This window comes from Microbacterium sp. NPDC007973 (assembly GCF_042958465.1).
GTDB classification, from domain to species: domain Bacteria; phylum Actinomycetota; class Actinomycetes; order Actinomycetales; family Microbacteriaceae; genus Microbacterium; species Microbacterium galbum.
This window is the reverse complement of the sequence record NZ_JBIBJJ010000001.1, coordinates 954,807-974,632: the sequence shown is the minus strand read 5'-3', so window position 1 is coordinate 974,632 and position 19,826 is coordinate 954,807. Positions and strand designations below refer to the sequence as shown.

General features: G+C 70.2%; 10 protein-coding genes. 9 read left to right on the top strand and 1 reads right to left on the bottom strand.

Annotated features, from left to right (window positions below):
• The first annotated feature begins 181 nt into the window (after window positions 1–181).
• The 3 genes from ACFZA2_RS04810 to ACFZA2_RS04800 all read left to right on the top strand — a co-directional run bounded on the left by ACFZA2_RS04810 (window position 182) and on the right by ACFZA2_RS04800 (window position 8,461).
• On the top strand, window positions 182–3,679 hold the full coding sequence (locus ACFZA2_RS04810; protein ID WP_391401289.1) for a DNA-directed RNA polymerase subunit beta: 3,498 nt from the start codon (window positions 182–184) through the stop codon (window positions 3,677–3,679).
• Between the two features lie 56 nt (window positions 3,680–3,735).
• Window positions 3,736–7,611, top strand: a complete 3,876-nt coding sequence (rpoC, locus tag ACFZA2_RS04805) for a DNA-directed RNA polymerase subunit beta' (protein WP_315993662.1) — start codon at window positions 3,736–3,738, stop codon at window positions 7,609–7,611.
• Window positions 7,612–7,861: 250 nt separating this feature from the next.
• Window positions 7,862–8,461, top strand: a complete 600-nt coding sequence (locus ACFZA2_RS04800; RefSeq protein ID WP_391401285.1) for a hypothetical protein — start codon at window positions 7,862–7,864, stop codon at window positions 8,459–8,461.
• 18 nt (window positions 8,462–8,479) lie between these two features.
• On the opposite strand, the gene ACFZA2_RS04795 is transcribed toward ACFZA2_RS04800, so the two are convergent.
• A complete protein-coding gene (locus tag ACFZA2_RS04795; RefSeq protein ID WP_391401283.1) occupies window positions 8,480–9,064 on the bottom strand; it encodes a hypothetical protein in 585 nt (194 codons plus the stop codon).
• A 118-nt stretch (window positions 9,065–9,182) separates the two neighbouring features.
• On the opposite strand from ACFZA2_RS04795, the gene ACFZA2_RS04790 reads away from it, so the two are divergent.
• The 6 genes from ACFZA2_RS04790 (at window position 9,183) to ACFZA2_RS04765 (ending at window position 19,822) form a co-directional block, all read left to right on the top strand.
• On the top strand, window positions 9,183–10,298 hold the full coding sequence (locus ACFZA2_RS04790) for an ABC transporter (RefSeq protein WP_391401280.1): 1,116 nt from the start codon (window positions 9,183–9,185) through the stop codon (window positions 10,296–10,298).
• Between the two features lie 16 nt (window positions 10,299–10,314).
• The gene (locus ACFZA2_RS04785; RefSeq protein ID WP_391401277.1) at window positions 10,315–10,797 is read left to right on the top strand and encodes a hypothetical protein; all 483 of its coding nucleotides are present in this window, start codon (window positions 10,315–10,317) and stop codon (window positions 10,795–10,797) included.
• A 123-nt stretch (window positions 10,798–10,920) separates the two neighbouring features.
• Window positions 10,921–11,583: a spermidine/putrescine ABC transporter substrate-binding protein gene (locus ACFZA2_RS04780; RefSeq protein ID WP_315993657.1), complete on the top strand. Its 663-nt coding sequence runs from the start codon at window positions 10,921–10,923 to the stop codon at window positions 11,581–11,583.
• A 123-nt stretch (window positions 11,584–11,706) separates the two neighbouring features.
• On the top strand, window positions 11,707–12,843 hold the full coding sequence (locus tag ACFZA2_RS04775) for a serine/threonine-protein kinase (RefSeq protein ID WP_391401274.1): 1,137 nt from the start codon (window positions 11,707–11,709) through the stop codon (window positions 12,841–12,843).
• Window positions 12,840–18,815, top strand: a complete 5,976-nt coding sequence (locus ACFZA2_RS04770; protein ID WP_391401271.1) for an Ig-like domain-containing protein — start codon at window positions 12,840–12,842, stop codon at window positions 18,813–18,815. The genes ACFZA2_RS04775 and ACFZA2_RS04770 overlap by 4 nt, the downstream gene beginning before the upstream one ends.
• A 41-nt stretch (window positions 18,816–18,856) precedes the next feature.
• On the top strand, window positions 18,857–19,822 hold the full coding sequence (locus ACFZA2_RS04765; RefSeq protein ID WP_391401268.1) for an AAA family ATPase: 966 nt from the start codon (window positions 18,857–18,859) through the stop codon (window positions 19,820–19,822).
• Window positions 19,823–19,826 lie beyond the last annotated feature (4 nt).

Below are 19,826 nucleotides of genomic sequence, written 5' to 3'. Positions count from 1 at the left end.
TGCCGCGTATGCTTGGACTTTGCGCTCCTCGATTCCCCCTGCCCTCATATGGTGGTCGGCTGAGCCTGCCCGTCCCCGCCTCACCGCGGTGTGCGACGAGCAGGTTATCGGGGCAGGAACGCACTCCACCTGACGACAAGGAATCACGAGCCCCTCGCCCGGGCTTCTGGAGGTTATTCCCTTGGCTGCTGCGAGCAACGCATCCACCACCACCACCCCGAAGAGCGGACGCGGAGCATCCCGCCTCTCGTTCGCGAAGATCTCCGACAAGCTGACCGTTCCCGATCTGCTCGCGCTGCAGACCGAGTCGTTCGACTGGCTCGTCGGCAACGAGGCCTGGAAGGCGCGCGTCGCCGAGGCCCAGGCCGCCGGTCGCACCGACGTGCCCGAGATCAGCGGTCTGGAAGAGATCTTCGAGGAGATCTCCCCGATCGAAGACCTGAGCGAGACCATGCAGCTCTCGTTCACGAACCCCTACCTCGAGCCCGAGAAGTACTCGATCGAAGAGTGCAAGGAGCGCGGCAAGACCTACGCCGCCCCGCTGTACGTCGAGGCCGAGTTCATGAACCACCAGACCGGTGAGATCAAGACGCAGACGGTCTTCATGGGCGACTTCCCGCTCCAGACCGACAAGGGCACGTTCATCATCAACGGCACCGAGCGTGTCGTCGTGTCGCAGCTCGTCCGCTCGCCCGGCGTCTACTTCGACAAGACGCCCGACAAGACCTCCGACAAGGACATCGTCTCGGCCCGTGTCATCCCCTCGCGCGGTGCCTGGCTCGAGTTCGAGATCGACAAGCGCGATCAGGTCGGCGTGCGCATCGACCGCAAGCGCAAGCAGTCGGTCACCGTCTTCCTCAAGGCCCTCGGCCTGACCAGCGAAGACATCCTCGCCGAGTTCAGCGGCTTCGACTCGATCGAAGAGACGCTGTCGAAGGACACGATCCTCACCAAGGAAGACGCCCTCCGCGACATCTACCGCAAGCTGCGTCCGGGCGAGCAGGTCGCCGCCGAGGCCGCGCGCGCGCTGCTCGACAACTTCTACTTCAACGCCAAGCGCTACGACCTGGCCAAGGTGGGTCGCTACAAGATCAACCAGAAGCTCGGTCTCGACAAGCCGCTGAGCGACTCGGTGCTGACCGTCGACGACATCGTCGCGACCATCAAGTACCTCGTCCGCCTGCACCGCGGTGACGTCACGTTCGACGGCACCCGCAACGGCCAGGCCGCGGAGATCCGCCTCGACACCGACGACATCGACAACTTCGGCAACCGTCGCATCCGCGCCGTCGGCGAGCTCATCCAGAACCAGGTCCGCACCGGTCTGTCGCGCATGGAGCGCGTCGTCCGCGAGCGCATGACCACGCAGGACATCGAGGCGATCACGCCGCAGACCCTGATCAACGTGCGCCCCGTCGTCGCGGCGATCAAGGAGTTCTTCGGAACGTCGCAGCTGTCGCAGTTCATGGACCAGAACAACCCGCTCGCGGGTCTGACCCACAAGCGGCGCCTGTCGGCCCTGGGCCCCGGCGGTCTGTCGCGTGAGCGCGCCGGCGTCGAGGTCCGTGACGTCCACCCCTCGCACTACGGCCGCATGTGCCCCATCGAGACCCCGGAAGGCCCGAACATCGGCCTGATCGGCTCGCTGGCCTCGTTCGCCCGCATCAACGCGTTCGGCTTCATCGAGACGCCGTACCGTCGCGTCGTCGACGGCCGTGTGACCGACACGATCGACTACCTCACCGCCAGCGAGGAGAGCGACCACATCGTCGCCCAGGCCGGTGTGGCCCTGCAGGCCGACGGTCACTTCGTGGAGGACCGCATCCTGGCCCGCCGCGGTCAGGGTGGCGAGGTCGACCTGTTCCCCGTCGACGAGATCGGCTACATGGACGTCTCGCCGCGCCAGATGGTGTCGGTGGCGACCTCGCTCATCCCGTTCCTCGAGCACGACGACGCCAACCGCGCCCTCATGGGTGCGAACATGCAGCGCCAGGCCGTGCCGCTCGTGCGCAGCGAGTCGCCCGTCGTCGGTACCGGTATGGAGGGCTTCGCCGCGATCGACGCCGGTGACGTCGTCACCGCCGAGAAGTCGGGTGTCGTCCTGGAGGTCTCGGCCGACGTCGTGACCATCCAGCTCGACGAGGGCGGAACGCAGGACTACTTCCTCCGCAAGTTCGACCGCTCCAACCAGGGCACGTCGTACAACCAGCGCGTGGTCGTCTCCGCGGGTGAGCGCATCGAGGCCGGCGAGGTCATCGCCGACGGTCCCGCGACCGAGAACGGCGAGCTCGCCCTCGGCAAGAACCTCCTCGTGGCGTTCATGACGTGGGAGGGTCACAACTTCGAGGACGCGATCATCCTCAGCCAGGACCTCGTGAAGGACGACACGCTGTCGTCGATCCACATCGAGGAGTACGAGGTCGACGCGCGCGACACCAAGCTCGGCAAGGAGGAGATCACCCGTGACCTCCCCAACGTCAGCCCCGACCTGCTGAAGGACCTCGACGACCGCGGCATCATCCGCATCGGCGCCGAGGTGCGGCCCGGTGACATCCTCGTCGGCAAGGTCACGCCCAAGGGCGAGACCGAGCTCAGCGCCGAGGAGCGCCTGCTCCGCGCGATCTTCAACGAGAAGAGCCGCGAAGTCCGTGACACCTCGCTGAAGGTGCCCCACGGCGAGCAGGGCACGATCATCGCGGTCAAGGAGTTCAACGCCGAGGACGGCGACGACGAGCTCGGCTCGGGCGTCAACCGCCGCGTCGTGGTCTACATCGCCCAGAAGCGCAAGATCACCGAGGGCGACAAGCTCGCCGGCCGCCACGGCAACAAGGGCGTCATCGCCAAGATCCTCCCGATCGAGGACATGCCCTTCCTGCCCGACGGCACGCCGGTCGACATCATCCTCAACCCGCTCGGCATCCCCGGTCGAATGAACTTCGGTCAGGTCCTGGAGCTCCACCTCGGCTGGATCGCCCAGCAGGGCTGGAAGGTCGAGGGCACCCCGGAGTGGGCCGCCCAGCTGCCCGAGTCGGCTCGCGAGGCCGCCCCCGGCACGAAGGTCGCGACCCCGGTGTTCGACGGCGCCTTCGAGGCGGAGATCGCGGGTCTGCTCGACTCGACGATCCCCAACCGCGACGGCGACCGCATGGTCGACTCCTCGGGCAAGACGCTGCTGTTCGACGGCCGCTCCGGCGAGCCGTTCCCGGCGCCCATCTCGGTCGGCTACATGTACATCCTGAAGCTGCACCACCTGGTCGACGACAAGATCCACGCGCGTTCGACGGGTCCCTACTCGATGATCACCCAGCAGCCGCTCGGCGGTAAGGCCCAGTTCGGTGGCCAGCGCTTCGGTGAGATGGAGGTGTGGGCGCTCGAGGCCTACGGTGCCGCGTACGCGCTGCAGGAGCTCCTCACGATCAAGTCCGACGACATCCTCGGCCGCGTCAAGGTGTACGAGGCCATCGTCAAGGGCGAGAACATCCAGGAGCCCGGCATCCCCGAGTCCTTCAAGGTGCTCATGAAGGAGATGCAGTCGCTCTGCCTGAACGTCGAGGTCCTCTCGGCCGACGGCACCGCCGTCAACCTGCGCGACACGGATGACGACGCCTTCCGCGCCGCGGAGGAGCTCGGCATCAACATCTCCAGCCGCTTCGAGTCCTCGTCGATCGACGAGATCTGAGCTTCCAGCTCAGCGACCCAGCTCAGATTTCAGAGAATTCCGACACAGGAGAACCAGTGCTCGAATCAACCACTTTCGATCAGATCCGTATCGGTCTGGCCACCGCCGACGACATCCGTCGTTGGTCCTTCGGTGAGGTCAAGAAGCCCGAGACGATCAACTACCGCACGCTGAAGCCCGAGAAGGACGGCCTCTTCGGCGAGCAGATCTTCGGACCCTCCCGCGACTGGGAGTGCGCCTGCGGCAAGTACAAGCGCGTCCGCTTCAAGGGCATCGTCTGCGAGCGCTGCGGCGTCGAGGTCACCAAGTCCTCGGTCCGCCGCGAGCGCATGGGCCACATCGAGCTCGCCGCGCCCGTCACGCACATCTGGTACTTCAAGGGCGTGCCCTCGCGCCTCGGCTACCTGCTCGACATGGCGCCGAAGGACCTCGAGAAGGTCATCTACTTCGCCGCCTACATGGTCATCTCGGTCGACGAGGATGCTCGTCACCGCGACCTGGCCACGCAGGAGAACAACATCCGTCTCGAGCTGAAGACGCTCGGCGACCGCCGCGACGCCCGCGTCGCCGCTCGCCTCGCCAAGCTCGAGGAGGAGCTCGCCGCTCTCGAGGCGGAGGGTGCCAAGGCCGACCAGAAGAAGAAGGTCAAGGACGCCGCCGAGAAGGACATGACGGCGGCCCGCAAGAACGCGGACGAGCAGATCGCCAAGCTCGAGCGCGTGTGGGAGGACTTCCGCACGCTCGAGGTCGGCGCCCTGAAGCCCGAGGACGACGTGTTCCACGAGCTCCAGGACCGCTTCGGCCAGTACTTCGAGGCCCACATGGGCGCGGAGTCGATCAAGCGTCGCCTGGAGACCTTCGACCTGCAGGCCGAGGCCGACAGCCTCCACCTGCAGATCTCCGAGGGCAAGGGTCAGCGCAAGATCCGCGCGATCAAGCGCCTGAAGGTCGTGAACTCGTTCCTGCAGACCGGCATGTCGCCGGCCTCGATGGTGCTCGACGTCGTCCCGGTGATCCCGCCGGAGCTTCGTCCGATGGTGCAGCTCGACGGTGGCCGCTTCGCGACCTCCGACCTGAACGACCTCTACCGTCGCGTGATCAACCGCAACAACCGCCTCCGTCGCCTGATCGACCTCGGTGCCCCCGAGATCATCGTCAACAACGAGAAGCGCATGCTGCAGGAGGCCGTCGACGCGCTGTTCGACAACGGCCGCCGCGGTCGCCCCGTCACCGGTACCGGCAACCGCGCCCTGAAGTCCCTGAGCGACATGCTCAAGGGAAAGCAGGGTCGCTTCCGCCAGAACCTGCTCGGAAAGCGCGTGGACTACTCGGGCCGTTCCGTCATCATCGTCGGACCCCAGCTCAAGCTCCACCAGTGCGGTCTGCCCAAGCAGATGGCCCTCGAGCTGTTCAAGCCGTTCGTGATCAAGCGCCTGATCGACCTCGGTCACTCGCAGAACATCAAGGCCGCCAAGCGCGCCGTCGAGCGCTACCGTCCCGAGGTCTGGGACGTGCTCGAGGAGATCATCCGCGAGCGCCCCGTGCTGCTGAACCGTGCACCCACCCTGCACCGTCTCGGCATCCAGGCGTTCGAGCCCCAGCTCGTCGAGGGCAAGGCGATCCAGCTGCACCCGCTCGTGTGCGCGGCGTTCAACGCCGACTTCGACGGTGACCAGATGGCCGTTCACCTGCCCCTGTCGGTCGAGGCCCAGGCCGAGGCCCGCGTGCTGATGCTCGCCTCGAACAACATCCTCAAGCCGTCGGACGGCCGCCCGGTGACCCTGCCCTCGCAGGACATGATCATCGGTCTGCACCACCTCACCACCCTCAAGGAGGGTGCTGTGGGTGAGGGCCGTGCGTTCGGTTCGGTGGGCGAGGCGATCCTGGCCAAGGACGAGGGCACCCTCGACCTGCAGGCCAAGGCGCGCATCCGCATCCCCGGACTGACGTTCCTCGAGGGTCAGGCGCCCGAGGGCTACGAGACCCACGGTCTCGTCGACGCCTCGCTCGGCCAGGCGATCTTCAACGACACGCTCCCCAAGGGCTACCCGTTCGTTCGCGAGCAGGCCGACAAGGGCAAGCTGTCGCAGATCGTCAACAAGCTCGCCGAGGAGTACCCCAAGGTGGAGGTCGCTGCATCGCTCGACCGCATCAAGGACGCCGGTTTCTACTGGGCCACCCGTTCGGGTGTCACCGTGGCGCTGAGCGACATCCTCACCCCGCCGAACAAGGCGGAGATCGTCGCGGGCTACGAGAAGCAGGCCGCGAAGGTCCAGGGCCAGTACGAGAAGGGTCTCACCACCGACGCCGAGCGTCGTCAGGAGCTCATCAAGATCTGGACCGAGGCGACCGACGAGGTCCAGAAGGCGATGCGGGACAACTTCCCCGCCGACAACACCATCAACCGCATGGTCTCGTCGGGCGCCCGTGGTAACTGGCTGCAGATCCGCAACATCGCGGGTATGCGCGGCCTGGTGAACAACCCCAAGGGTGAGATCATCCCGCGTCCGATCATCTCCTCGTACCGCGAGGGTCTGTCGGTCGCCGAGTACTTCATCGCGACGCACGGTGCCCGTAAGGGTCTGGCCGACACGGCCCTCCGTACGGCCGACTCGGGGTACCTGACGCGTCGTCTCGTCGACGTCTCGCAGGATGTCATCATCCGCGAGGAGGACTGCGGCACGTCGAAGGGCCTCGAGCTCCCGATCGCCGCGGCCGACTCGACCGGTTCGCTGGTCAAGGACGCCAACGTCGAGAACTCGGTGTTCGCCCGCACGCTCGCCACGGCGGTCGTCGACGCGCAGGGCACCGTGCTGGCCGAGGCCGGCGACGACGTGGGCGACGTGCTCATCGACAAGCTGGTCGCCGGTGGCGTCGAGACGATCAAGGTCCGCTCCGTGCTGACTTGCGACTCGGCCGTCGGTGTCTGCGCGAAGTGCTACGGCCGTTCGCTCGCGACCGGAAAGATCGTCGACATCGGCGAGGCCGTCGGCATCATCGCGGCCCAGTCGATCGGTGAGCCCGGTACCCAGCTGACGATGCGTACCTTCCACACCGGTGGTTCCGCGTCGGCCGACGACATCACGCAGGGTCTGCCCCGCGTGCAGGAGCTGTTCGAGGCGCGTACCCCCAAGGGTGCGTCCCCGATCGCCGAGGCCGACGGTCGCATCACGATCGACGAGACCGACAAGGCCAAGAAGGTCATCCTCACGCCCGACAACGGCGACGAGCCGGTGGTCTACCCCGTCCTGAAGCGCGCGACGCTCCTGGTCGAGGACGGCCAGCACGTCTCGGTGGGTGAGCCCCTCCAGGTCGGAACGCTCGACCCCAAGGAGGTCATGCGCGTGCAGGGTGCCCGCGAGGTGCAGAAGTACCTCGTCAACGGCGTCCAGGGCGTGTACCGCTCGCAGGGTGTGCCGATCCACGACAAGCACATCGAGGTCATCGTCCGACAGATGCTCCGCAAGGTCACCGTCGTCGACCACGGCGACACCGATCTGCTGCCCGGTGAGATGGTGGACTTCAAGCGCTACCAGACCATCAACCGCGAGACGGTCGGCGAGGGCAAGCGCCCCGCGTCGGGTCGTCCCGAGCTGATGGGTATCACCAAGGCGTCGCTGGCGACCGAGTCGTGGCTGTCGGCCGCGTCGTTCCAGGAGACCACCCGCGTCCTGACGCAGGCGGCCATGGAGGGCAAGAGCGACCCTCTCGTCGGCCTCAAGGAGAACGTCATCATCGGAAAGCTCATCCCCGCCGGAACCGGTCTTGCGAAGTACCGCAACGTCACGGTCGAGGCGACGGAAGAGGCGAAGAGCGAGCGGTACCCCAACCGCATCTTCGCGTCCGACGGTGCGTACTCCGACGCCGACCTGAGCTACGTCGACTTCGACAGCTTCTCGACGGACGACTTCACGCCCGGCACCTACAACTGATCGCGGGGTGGAGCCGCTCGCCGGCTCCACCCTGATCGACGGATGCCACGCCTCGGCGCGGCATCCCGATCACCCCGAAGGCCCCCGGCTCGCGCCGGGGGCCTTCGTCGTGCGTGCGGGGCGTCTCGTGTGGACGGCGCCGGGTCGCGTCGTGCCGGCGGCGTGCGGCGCGGGTGTCGGGACCGGGACGCGGCGTGTCGAGGGGAGGGTGCGCCGGGGGTGTGCGCCTACCGTGGATGCGGAGGAACGTATGGCCCGAATCGGTGGACGCAGCCTGTGGTTGGCATGGCCGGCCGGCATCTTCTGCGCCGCGGCCGTGGCGGCGCTGGGGATCCTCGCCGCGCCCGGCATCCCGACCGCCGTGAGCTTCGTGGGCGACACCCTGCGCGCGACGACCGAGACGCCGACGGCCACTGCGGCCCCTGCCGCGGAGCCCGCGGGCGATTGCCGCCACCTCTACTCTCAGCCCCTGTGGTCGTCCCTGGTGTGGTCGCCCGAGGCGTTGCTGTGGCAGCGCCGCACCGCCCCGCTCTCGACCCCCGAGGCGGTGGCGGCCGCGAGTCCCACCGTCGTCGTCACGTGCCACTGGCGCGGCGTCGACGGGCGTTTCGTGGAGACGACCGTTTCGACGGTCACGCCCGAGGGTGCGGCCGCGGCGCAGGCGACGCTCGCCGCGCAGGGATTCGGCTGCGCGGCCGACGGCGATGTCACGCACTGCGAACGCGCGACCGGCGACGTCCTCGAGGTCCACGACCTGCGCGGGGATCGCTGGGTCTCGTCGACCCTCACGGGCTGGATGCCGGACGCGTACGCCGCGACCGTGGCATCCCACGCGTTCTTCGGGGAGTGAGCGCGGGCCGACGCGCGATCAGCCGAACACCGACGAGATGATGCTCGCGGTGTAGCCCGTCGGGGCGAGGTTGGAGTACTGGGTGTCGACCAGCACGTCGTCGCGCCAGAAGAGGGTGCGACCGTCGTTGACGGGGTAGGTGTCGTTGATCCAGGTCTTCTCGCAGCGGGTGCCCTCATCGGGCGTGTAGCAGCTGAAGCCCTGGGTGGTCACCAGGTCGTTGAGCATGTCGAGGGCGGGGCCGCGGTCCATGCGCGAGATGGTCGTCATCAGGCTCGTGGTGTCGGCGGCGGGATCGCGCCAGATGCAGATCAGCGATCCGTCCGACTGCACGCCGGACGGCCCCAGCGAGGGGTCGTTGAGCGGCACCGTCCCGAGCTGCGAGAGGACGTCGGCGGAGAGCATCGCGCGGCAGTCCGCGGGGATGCGCACAGCCGTCGCGGTCTGCGTGATGGTGGGGATCGGGGTGGGGCTGGTGGAGACGACCGGCGCCGACTCCTGCGGAGACGCCTCGTCGGCCGAGGGTGCGCACGCCGTCGTGCCGAGCGCGGCCGCGCCGACGATCGCGGCGACGAGGGCCGTGCGAGTCAGGCGACCGGGCATGCGTTCAGCCTAGGCGTCTCATCGGACTCAGGCGAGACGCACATCCACGGCACGCCTTCCGGGCGACACGCCGGGCGCGGGTTAGCCTTGCGGCGCAAGCACCGCGTGAGGAGACCCCATGAGCGACCACCAGCCGCACGGCGACCCCGTCGCTGAGCCCACGAACTCGTACGGAGACCCCGTCGCCGAGCCCCGTGACGACGCGCACGACGTGGTCGGGCGCGCCCACGAGGGCCTCGCCGACGCCGAGGCCGCGCAGCGCGACGCCGTCGACACCGACGCGGCCCAGGCCGCCTGGGACGAGCGCGAGGCGCACGAGCGCGATGAGGCCGCCGCACTGCGCGACGCCCGGAGCGAGCACACGGCTCCGGTCGTGCACGATGCGTCTCCCGTCGAGCCCCAGGCCTCCGCCGCCGGGCGCACGTCATCCGTCGATCTGGACGACGAGGACGCACGCTGGGCCGCCTACGCCGCGTCGGCCGAACCCGAGCACGACGCGCCCACCGCGCGCTACGCGACCGCCGAGACCGAGGCGCCCCGTCACGACGACGCGCCGACGACGGTCGCACCGGCCGTCGCCGCGGGGGCCGCAGGGACCGCCGCGGGCGCGTCCGCCGCGACCGCGGCGCCCGTCGCCGACGAGCCCACCCGCGCCGTCGGCGCACCGCAGCCCATCTTCGTGCAGGCTCCCGAGGCGCCGCGTCCGCGCGGCAACCGCGGCGCCGCCGGCGCGATCGGCCTGCTCGCCGCCGTCGTCTTCGCGGTGCTCTACCTCGCGGCGACGCTCGGCCTCGGCTTGCTGACCGGCGCCTTCGGCGTCTCGGAGCTCGGAAGCGAGGCGCTGGCGGCGCTCGCCACCGCGGGCCTGTGGGTGCCGACCGTGGCGTTCTTCCTCGGCTTCTGGTTCCTGGGCGCCCTCATCAACCGGGGTCGCTGGGGCCACTGGGTGGTGTGGGGTCTGGTCGTGGGCGTCATCGCCTGGGCGGGGCACCTGCTGGGCGTGCTGTTCGCCGCCCCCTTCTGGCGCATCACCTCGAGCGAGTCGCTCGACCTGCTGCAGAACAACGTCCTCGCGCCGCTGGCGATCGTGGCCTTCGTGCTGGGTCGCGAGCTCACCATCTGGTTCGGCGCCTGGGTCTCGGCACGGGGTCGCCGCGTGACCGAGATCAACGCCGAAGCGCAGCGCGAGTACGAGCGCACGCTCGAGGCCGGTCCTCAGCTCTCGCAGCGCTGAGATCGACACGGATGCCATGACGAACGAGCCGCGACCGGCGGGGGTCACCCCGCCGGTCGCGGTCGTCTTCGCGGCGGTCGCCTTCATCGCCCTCTCGATCGGCGGGCTCGGGGTGGCGAGCCTCGCGTTGGACGCCGACGTCATCCCCGTCCGAGGGCTCGGCTCGATCCCCGGCGTCATCGGGCAGGTCGCCGCTCTCGCCCTCTTCGCCGGGGTGCTGCTGTGGGGCCTGCGGGCGGACCCGCCGGGATACCTCACCGCGGTTCCGTGCGCCATCGCGGCTTTCGTCGGCGAGGCCGCAGGGATCGTCGTCGGCGCGGTCGTCAGCGGAGCGGACCCGGCTCGCGGTCTCGCCGCTGCCGGGAGCGTCGTGCTGGGCTTCCCCGGGCCCGTGGTCGCGGCGGCCGGGCTGCTCGCCGGCCTTCTCGGGGTGTTCCTGTGCCGGACCCGGTCCGAGGGGCCCCGATGGCGGTGGGAGGACGACGAGGACGCCCCCTGATGATCGCGGACGGCCCATCCGGCACTCCCGTGCGGTCGGCCGGGCGCCTCCGCGTGGTCGTCGTGGTGCCTCCGCGCCGTGGCATCCCCACGTGCCCGGGCGTGTCGCACTAACGTAGGCGCCGTGGAGCGGTCGCTCGAGAGTCAGGTCAGCCAGGCCGTGGATGCCTGGCTACGATGGCTGCCGCGCTGGGAGCCCGCGAACCATCGCGGTCGCGTCGCCCCGTGTCGCCGGTGCTTCGGCTCGCCGGTCCTGTCTGCCGCGGGGCTGGGCTCCGACGTTCCGCACGGGGTGCAGCACGGTCTCTCGACGCGCGTGAAGGGCATCGTCGACCACGCCGTCGCCGACTACACCTCGCGCAACCTCCCGATGCTGCAGGCCGAGCTCGATCAGCAGGCCGAGCGCAATCGCCGTCGCTCGTATCGGCCCGCCGAGGGGCTCGAGCCGGAGTTCGACGGGATGCCGCTGGACCCCGACCCCGAACCCGGATCGCCCTTCCTCTTCACCCTGTCGGGTCTCGCCGCGGAGGAGGACGCCGAGATCCCGGCCCTCCCGCCCCTGTCGGATGCCGCCAAGGCGGCGCTGCGGCAGGAGGTCGGTCTGGCCGACGACTACGCGAACATGATCGGGCGGGAGGTGTGCACGATCCTCCTCCACCATCGCCTGCGCATTCAGGCGGCCGTGGCGGAGTACGTCGAGCCGCAGATCGCGGCGCTGCTCGACGACCTCACCCGCTCCCTCGACGCGCCGTTCGATCCGCGCGAGCCCGACGCCCCGGCATCCTGAGCGCGCTCGGTGTCCTGCGGTCACCTGTGCACAACGCGCAGGGGCGATCGAGACTGCTTTGTTAGCATCGACGGGTTGTGCGCTCGCTGAGGTGCGGGCGCGTCGTCCGGGGGAGGGGGCTCGATGCCGCAGCGGCTTCCGTCGTCGCCGCCCATCCTGCCCGGGCTGGCCTACATCCGTCCTCTGGGGTCGGGCGGTTTCGCCGACGTCTTCCTCTACGGGCAGGACATGCCCCGTCGCGACGTCGCGGTGAAGGTCCTCCCCAGCGATGTGCGCGACACCGACCTGCTGCGCATGTTCAACGCCGAGGCCGACGTGCTCGCACACCTGTCGGCGCACCCCTCGATCGTGACGGTCTACCAGGCGGGCATCTCGGCCGACGGGCGCCCGTACATCGTGATGGAGTTCTGCCCGGGCTCGCTCGCCCAGCGCTACCGCGTCGAGCGCATGCCGGTGGCCGAGGTGCTGTCGATCGGCGTGCGCATGGCCGGAGCTCTCGAGTCGGCGCACCACGCGGGGCTCATCCACCGCGACGTCAAGCCCAGCAACATCCTCGTCACCACCTTCGGTGCCCCCGTGCTGGCCGACTTCGGCATCTCGTCGTCGCTCGTGCGTCAGGGGGCCGATGAGATGCTCGCCATGAGCGTGCCGTGGAGCGCCCCCGAGGTCATCGCGGAGCAGACCGCCGGCACGATCTCGAGCGAGGTGTGGAGTCTGGGCGCCACCGTCTATTCGCTGCTGGCGGGGCAGAGTCCGTTCGAGCGGCGCGAGAAGGGGCAGAACTCGCGCGAGCAGCTGCGCCGCCGCATCGCTCGCGCCTCCTACACGGCCATCTCCCGGTCCGACGTCCCGCCGTCGGTGCAGGACGTCCTCGCGAAGGCCATGGCGCGCGACCCCGCCCAGCGCTACCCCAGCGCGCGCGCCTTCGGCGAGGCGCTGCAGGGGGTGCAGGCCGAGATGGGCCTGCCGGCGACCCCGCTGGAGGTCCCCGCGGCCGAGTGGGCACCCGCCGCCCGCTCCATCGACTTCGCCGACGGCACCGTCCGCGGCCCCGCTCGCTCGCGCATCGAGCGAGAGATCTCGCGCAAGACGCGGGACTCCTCGGGTATCACCGGGTACGCACGTGACGAAGACACCGACATCCAGGCCCCGGTCTCGACCGCGTCGCGGGCGCTGCCTTGGGTGCTGGCCTCCGCGACCCTCGTCACCGCCGGTGCGGTCGTCGTCGCGGCGCTCTACGCCACGGGGGTGCTGCGGTGAAACGCCGCACGCTGGTCGGGCTCGCCTCCACCCTCGTCGCCGCGACCCTCGTCGTGACCGCGAGCATCGTGTGGCCCGGCCTCGACGCGCAGCAGACCCCCGAGGTCGACACCTCGGTGTGGGCGCTGCAGACGGGTGAGGGGCAGCGCTACGCACGCGTGAACACGACGGTCGGCGAGCTCGACACGGTGCGCACCGCGGGCAATCCGAGCCAGGTGGCGCAAGCGCACGACGGTGCGTACCTGTTCACCGACAGCTACAGCAAGCTCACCCGCATCGACGAGGCGCAGCCCGTCGACCTGGAGCAGGACCAGCTCGAGGCCGCCCCCGACACCCCGCCCGGCACCACCTCGGTCGCCACGGCGGGCGACTACGTCGTCTACCGCACCGACACGGGAGCCCTCTTCGCGGGGCGGCTGAGCCAGGCGGGTCAGCGCGCCGCCGAGCTCGACCCCTTCGGAACCGCCGGTGACGACGAGGCCGTGTCGTACACGGCGGATGCCATCGCCCTCGACGACCGGGGGATGCTCTTCGCCTACTCCTCGGTGGACCAGTCCGTGATCCGGTACGACATCGACGCCGACGAGGTGCGCGCGCGCGACGCCCTCGATGTGACGGCGACCGCTCCGGTGATCTCGGCGGCCGGCGACACCTGGGTGCTCGTGGATCCCGAGGTCGGCCGCGTGTGGATGCGCGGCACCGACCCGGTCGACCTCGACCTGGGGGAGCAGGTCTCGGTCGGCGACGCCGACGCGGGAGCCGATGCCGTCTTCGTCGCCGACGATCAGTCGCTCTGGACGATCCCGGCCGACGGTTCCGGACCCCGGCGCGAGGTGGGCGGGGGAGGCAACATCCTCGGGCAGCCGGCGCGCCCGCTCACCCACCAGGGCGTCACCTACGCCGCGTGGCTCCTCCCGGGCGACAGTCGGGGCACCCTGTGGCGGTCGGACCAGGGCGAGACCGACCTCGCCTACGACGGAGCCACCATGCCCGACCAGCGGCGCCCGGTCTTCGTCGCGACCGATCACGCCGTCATCCTGAACGAGACGCGCACCGGCTGGGTGTGGACGGTGCCCGACGGCACCCTCGTGGCATCCAGTCAGAACTGGTCGCTCGACGACCGCACCGAAGAGGCCGCCGTCCAGAGCGAGGAGCAGCTGAGCGTCGTCCTCGACCCGAAGCCGCCCATCGCCGAACCCGATGCCTTCGGGGTGCGGGCGGGGCGGCTCAACACCCTTCCGGTGCTGTTGAACGACCACGATCCGAACGAAGACGTGCTGAGCATCGTGCCCGAGAGCGTCACCGGGCTCGATCCCGGCTTCGGCAGGCTCTCGCTCATCGACTCCGGTCAGCGCCTGGCGGTGCGCGTCGAGCCGGGAGCGACCGGCACCGCGACGTTCAGCTACGCGGTGACCGACGGCACGACGGCCGACGGACTCACGTCGGCACCCACCACGGTCACCCTGACGGTCTCGCCGGCGGAGTCGAACGCCGCCCCCGTGTGGTGCGGCACCGACAAATGCCTGCAGCAGTGGCCGACCCCCGAGGTCGCGCGCGGCGGCACCCTCACGGTCCCCGTCATGCCCGGCTGGGTAGACCCCGACGGAGACCCGCTCCTGCTGCTCTCGGTCGACAACCCGAGCGGCGTCGGCACGGTCGCCGCCACCCCCGGCGGAGACGTCGTCTACCAGCATGCCGACGACGGGTCGGGCGGCGAACAGAGCATCCAGCTCGACGTCACGATCGCCGACACCGCAGGGGCCACCACGACCAAGCCCCTCGTCATCCGGGTGGCTCCCGATCCCACTCTCGCGGTGCAGTCCTTCGCCACGGTCGACACGGTCGGCACCTCCCTCGCCGTCGACGTCGGCCCTCACGTCACCGGCACCGCCGGGGAGATCTCCCTCGGCTCGGTCCGCGTCCTCGACGATGCCGCCGCGACCGCGACCGTGGTCGGCGGCAGCACGGTGTTCGACTTCACGGCATCCGAGCCCGGTGTGTACCGCGTCGACTTCACCGTCAACGCCGGGGGTCGCGACGCCACGGGGACGGCTCGCATCACGCTCCTCCCCGCCGATGCGCCCGCCCAGTTGTCGACCGCCCCCGTCGTGGCCTTCGTGCGCCCGCAGGAGGATGCGACCCTCGACGTGTTCAGCGCGGTGTCCAACCCCACCGGCCGCGTGCTGCTGCTCAGCGACGTGACGCCCGCGGCCGAGGAGGGGGCCTCCCTCACCGTCGACACCGTCGGGCAGAACGATCTGCGCGTCTCGGGCTCCACCGCCGACGGCGGCGCGGGGCTGCTCGGTACCGTCGACTACACCGTCAGCGACGGAACCGACGACGAGGGCTCCCGCGTGAGCGGCGAGGCGACCGTCTACCTTCTCCCGCCGGCTCCCGAGATCGCGCCGATCGCCGTCGACGACACCGTCACGGTGCGCGCGGGGGCGCAGATCGACATCCCGGTGCTCGACAACGACATCTCGCCGGCCGGAGGGCGACCGAGCCTCGACCCCTCCAGCGTGCAGGCTCGGCCGGCGAGCGACGCGCTCGCCTTCGCGTCGGGCGGCGTGCTGCGCTATCTGGCGCCGACCACGCCCGGCTCCTACGAGGTGACGTACCGCGTCTACACCACCGGTACGCCCGCCCTCTGGGACGAGGCGACCGTGCGCATCACGGTCCTCGGCGGCGAGGCCAATCGGGCGCCCCTCCCCGACACCCTCCAGGGGCGCGTCCTCAGCGGAGGCATGACGACGATCGATTTCCAGGGGTTCGGCGTCGACCCCGACGGTGACGCCGTCTCGCTCGACCGCATCGTCGCTCAGCCCGACCGGGGCACGGCATCCGTCTCCCCGGACGGGTCGTCGATCGTCTACTCGTCCGTGCCGGGCGACCGGGGGCAGGTGTCGTTCCGCTACCGCGTGGCCGACTCCTCGGGTGCCACGGGCGAGGGCACCGTGCGCATCGGAATCCTGGATGCCGAGGCCAACCCGAGCCCGATCACCTTCACCGACTACGTGCAGGTGCAGGCCGGGGGAGACCGCACGATCCGGGTCAGTCCGCTCGCGAACGACATCGATCCCACGCAGGGGCGACTGACGCTCACGGCGGTGCGGCCCGACCTTCCCGAGACGCTCGTCGACGGCAGCGCCAACCCGGAGTACGCGCGACTCGACGGGTTCGTCGACAGCGTCAGCGACACCGGCGTGGTCCTGCGCGCGGGCGACGAGCCCGGCACGATGTCGTTCCTGTACGACGTGGAGTCCGATTCCGGCAACACCGGGCGCGGACTCATCGTGGTCAAGGTGGTGCGCGAGAGCGTGCCCGATTACCCCGTGGTGACCGACACCGTGCTCACGGTCGAGAACCGCGACGACTTCACCACCGGGGTCGACGTGATCGCGGGCCGCGCAACCTGGTCCGGTGGTGAGGTCGGCGACCTCGAGGTGGCGCTGTGGGGGCAGCCCACCGACGTGCGCCTCGACGGCCGGCGCATCTCCGGGGAGCTGCCCGCGACCCGTCGCGTCATCCCGTTCGCGATCACGGGCCGTGTCGGCGACGCCGACGTCACGACCTACGCGTTCCTCCGCGTGCCGGGCGACGACGACCTGACCCTCGCGCTTCGCCCCGGGTCGGCGCAGCGGGTCGATGAGCTGGCCTCGGTGCAGTTCGACATGACATCCCTCGTCGCCCTTCCCCGTCGGGCCGCGCTCGAGGTCGGCACCGACGTCTCGACCACCGGCGTCCGCGCCGAGGGACGCTGCTCCGTCACCGGGTCGGTCGTGCAGTACGACGCCGGGACGGGCTCGCCGTGGACCGACGCGTGCCAGGTGCCCGTGCGGGTGGCGGGGACGCAGGACTGGACCGTGCTCTCTGTGCCCATCGGGGTGGTCGCCCGCGATCCGCAGCCGGAGCTGCGCCCGGGTTCGCTCACGGTGGGCCCCGGTGAGACGGCCACCTTCGACCTGCGCAACATGACCTCGTGGCAGCTGGGGCGTGAGGACTGGGCCGGGATCCGGTACGCCCTCGACTACAGCGGCTCCGCGTTCCAGGTCTCGCTCGACGGATCGGTCGTGACGGTGGTCGGCGGCGACCGCTCCGTGCCCGGCACCGACAACGCCGCCGTCATCTCCGTCACCAGCCACAACGCCGTCGCCCCCGCGCGGCTCGTACTCCGCGTCGGCGCGGCGCCCTCGACGCTGCCCCAGGGCGGAACGACGTCGTCGCAGTGCTCGCAGGCTCAGGGCTCGAGCTGCTCGATCGACGTCATCGGCATCAGCGGGGAGGTCAACCCGCTGCCGCGGACCCCGCTCGAGGTCGTGGGCGTGCGGCCCACGGCGGCGTGCACGGGCGTGACCTTCGCCGTCGGCTCGGCGTCGAGCGTCGTCGCTTCGTGGACAGCCGATGCCCCCGGCGCCACCTGCAGCGCCAGCGTCACGCTCCGCGACGCCCAGGGGCGCTCGACCGCGTCCACGCGCGATGCCCGTGTCGTGCTCGACCTGCTCGGTTACCCCCGTTCGCCCGCGAGCGTGCGGCAGACGGCTTTCGCCGACGGCTCGCTGACGCTCCGGGTCGATCCGGGCGAGGCCCGTCGCGCCTACCCGGCGCTCAGCGGGTTCACGGTCCGCTCCGGCGGCGAGGTCGTCGCGCAGTGCGGCCCCGATGGCGGCTGCCCCGTGATCTCGGCCCCGAACGGCGAGCAGCGCGAGTACGTGGTGACGGCGGTGAACAGCGTCGGCGAGTCGCGCGGCGCCGTGCGCACGACGGCATGGGCCTATGCCTCACCCGATCGGCCGAAGTCCGGCGACTTCGCGCCCGTGAACAACGGCGGCGACGGAGGCGTCGCTGATCTCACCATCCGCGGCATCGACTCCGCCGAGACCGGCTCCCTCGAGATCGTCAGCGCCGCGGGGCAGAAGCGCACCGTCGACGTCGGCCGCAACCAGGAGAACATCTCGGTCGACGCGTTCCCGGTCGGGAGCAACTCCTCCACGCAGATCACGGTCACCCCGATCTCGCGCTTCACCGTGCCGCCGGGGCTCGGCGGCTCGCAGAGCGGTCAGGCGCTCGTCTTCACCGCGCACGGCGTCGGCAAGCCGCAGCAGCTCGGCCTCACGCTCACGTCCCAACCCGAGGGCGGCGGCAAGGTGACGATCGTCGCCACCGGTTCGGCGTCGAAGAACGGCGACGGTTCCGAGGTGCGCTACGGCTTCGCCATCGACGGCTCGTGCCGCGTCGGTGACGACGGGCCGCGCCGCGAGTTCCCGGGGAAGGACGACGGGGTGACCTACACGGTCCGCATGTGCGTCGAATCGGTCTACGAGGGCAAGAGCTACGGCTCCGACCAGATCGAGCAGAGCATCGACGCCGCGCAGGACACCTCCGCCCCCCAGGGCTATACGTTCCGTGTCGGGGCGAAGCCCGACGTGAGCGGCGACACCGCGCGGTGGAAGATCAGCGGCATCCAGGAGGGGACGAAGCCTCCGCGCAACAACCGTGTCGTCTACGACAACTGGGACAACGGCACATCGGTCTTCGACAGCGACCCGAACATCGGCGTCTACTTCCAGCACAACCTCTGGCCGACGCGTTCCGACCGCGGCGTCGTGAAGCCGGCCTCCGGCAGCGCCCCGTACCAGGTGCAGGCGACAGCTCGTATCGACTCCTGCGTCGCCGGCAGCGAGCTCAAACTCGGGTGGAAGACCAGCAACGGCGAGGCGCGTACCTCCACCGACCGCTCCGGCGTCGTCTACTACGACAAGAGCGGCAAGAAGCTCGACGCGAGCGACCCGACCGTCGTCCCGAAGGGCGCCATCCGCGTCGAGAACGCGAAGGTCCAGGTCAGCTGGTCCGCCAAGGGTTGGGGTCTGGATGACGCCACGCTCGTCACGGGCGGCACCTGCGACCCCGGCAAGGCCGACCCCTCCGAGCCGCCGAAGGGCGACCCCTCGCAGCCGCCCCAGGGCAACGGCTGATCCCGGCATCCATCCATCCCTCACAGGAAGAACGCACCGACATGACGATCACCCAGGAGCAGGCCACCTGGTTCTCCCAGACCTTCTCGCAGATCGCCGACAACGTCGAGCGTGCGGTGCTCGGCAAGCGCCACGTCGTCGAGCTCGTGCTGACCGCGATGCTGAGCGACGGGCACGTGCTGCTCGAAGACGTCCCCGGCACCGGCAAGACCTCGCTCGCCCGCGCCGTCGCGCAGTCGGTGCAGGGAACGAACACCCGCATCCAGTTCACGCCCGACCTGCTCCCCGGTGACATCACCGGCATCACCGTCTACGACCAGAAGAGCGGCGCGTTCGAGTTCCACAGCGGGCCCATCTTCGCCAACATCGTGCTCGCCGACGAGATCAACCGCGCGAGCCCCAAGACGCAGTCGGCCCTGCTCGAGGTGATGGATGAGGGCAAGGTCACCATCGACGGCGTCTCGCGCGAGGTGGGCGTGCCCTTCCTCGTGCTCGCCACGCAGAACCCCGTCGAGCAGGCCGGCACCTATCGCCTGCCCGAGGCCCAGCTCGACCGCTTCCTGCTGCGCACGTCCCTCGGCTACCCCGACCACGCGGCGACCGTGCGCATCCTCGACGGCGCCCCCGTCGCCACCGCCGACCTGCGCCCGATCATCACCCCCCAGGCGCTGGTGGGCATGGCCGATCTCGCGGCATCCGTCTACGTCGACGCGCTCGTCCTCGACTACATCGCCCGACTCGTGGATGCCACCCGCACGGCCGACGAGGTCCGCCTGGGCGTCAGCATCCGCGGCGCGCTCGCCCTCACGCGCGCCACACGCGCGCGGGCCGCGTCGCAGGGGCGCACCTACGCGACGCCCGACGATGTGAAGGCGCTCGCCGTGCCCGTGCTCTCGCACCGGCTCATCCTGCACCCCGAGGCGGAGTTCGACGGGGTCACGCAGGAGGCCGTGATCGGCCAGGTGCTGCTCGACACGCTCCCGCCGACGCAGCGCGAGAGCGCGTGACGCC

What these genes read in the sequence shown, in the direction of transcription:
- ACFZA2_RS04790 (WP_391401280.1), top strand. Translation starts at nt 9,183, where the DNA reads ATGAGCGACCACCAGCCGCACGGCGACCCCGTCGCTGAGCCCACGAAC.
- ACFZA2_RS04775 (WP_391401274.1), top strand. Translation starts at nt 11,707, where the DNA reads ATGCCGCAGCGGCTTCCGTCGTCGCCGCCCATCCTGCCCGGGCTGGCC.
- ACFZA2_RS04785 (WP_391401277.1), top strand. Translation starts at nt 10,315, where the DNA reads ATGACGAACGAGCCGCGACCGGCGGGGGTCACCCCGCCGGTCGCGGTC.
- ACFZA2_RS04800 (WP_391401285.1), top strand. Translation starts at nt 7,862, where the DNA reads ATGGCCCGAATCGGTGGACGCAGCCTGTGGTTGGCATGGCCGGCCGGC.
- ACFZA2_RS04795 (WP_391401283.1), bottom strand. Translation starts at nt 9,064, where the DNA reads ATGCCCGGTCGCCTGACTCGCACGGCCCTCGTCGCCGCGATCGTCGGC.
- ACFZA2_RS04765 (WP_391401268.1), top strand. Translation starts at nt 18,857, where the DNA reads ATGACGATCACCCAGGAGCAGGCCACCTGGTTCTCCCAGACCTTCTCG.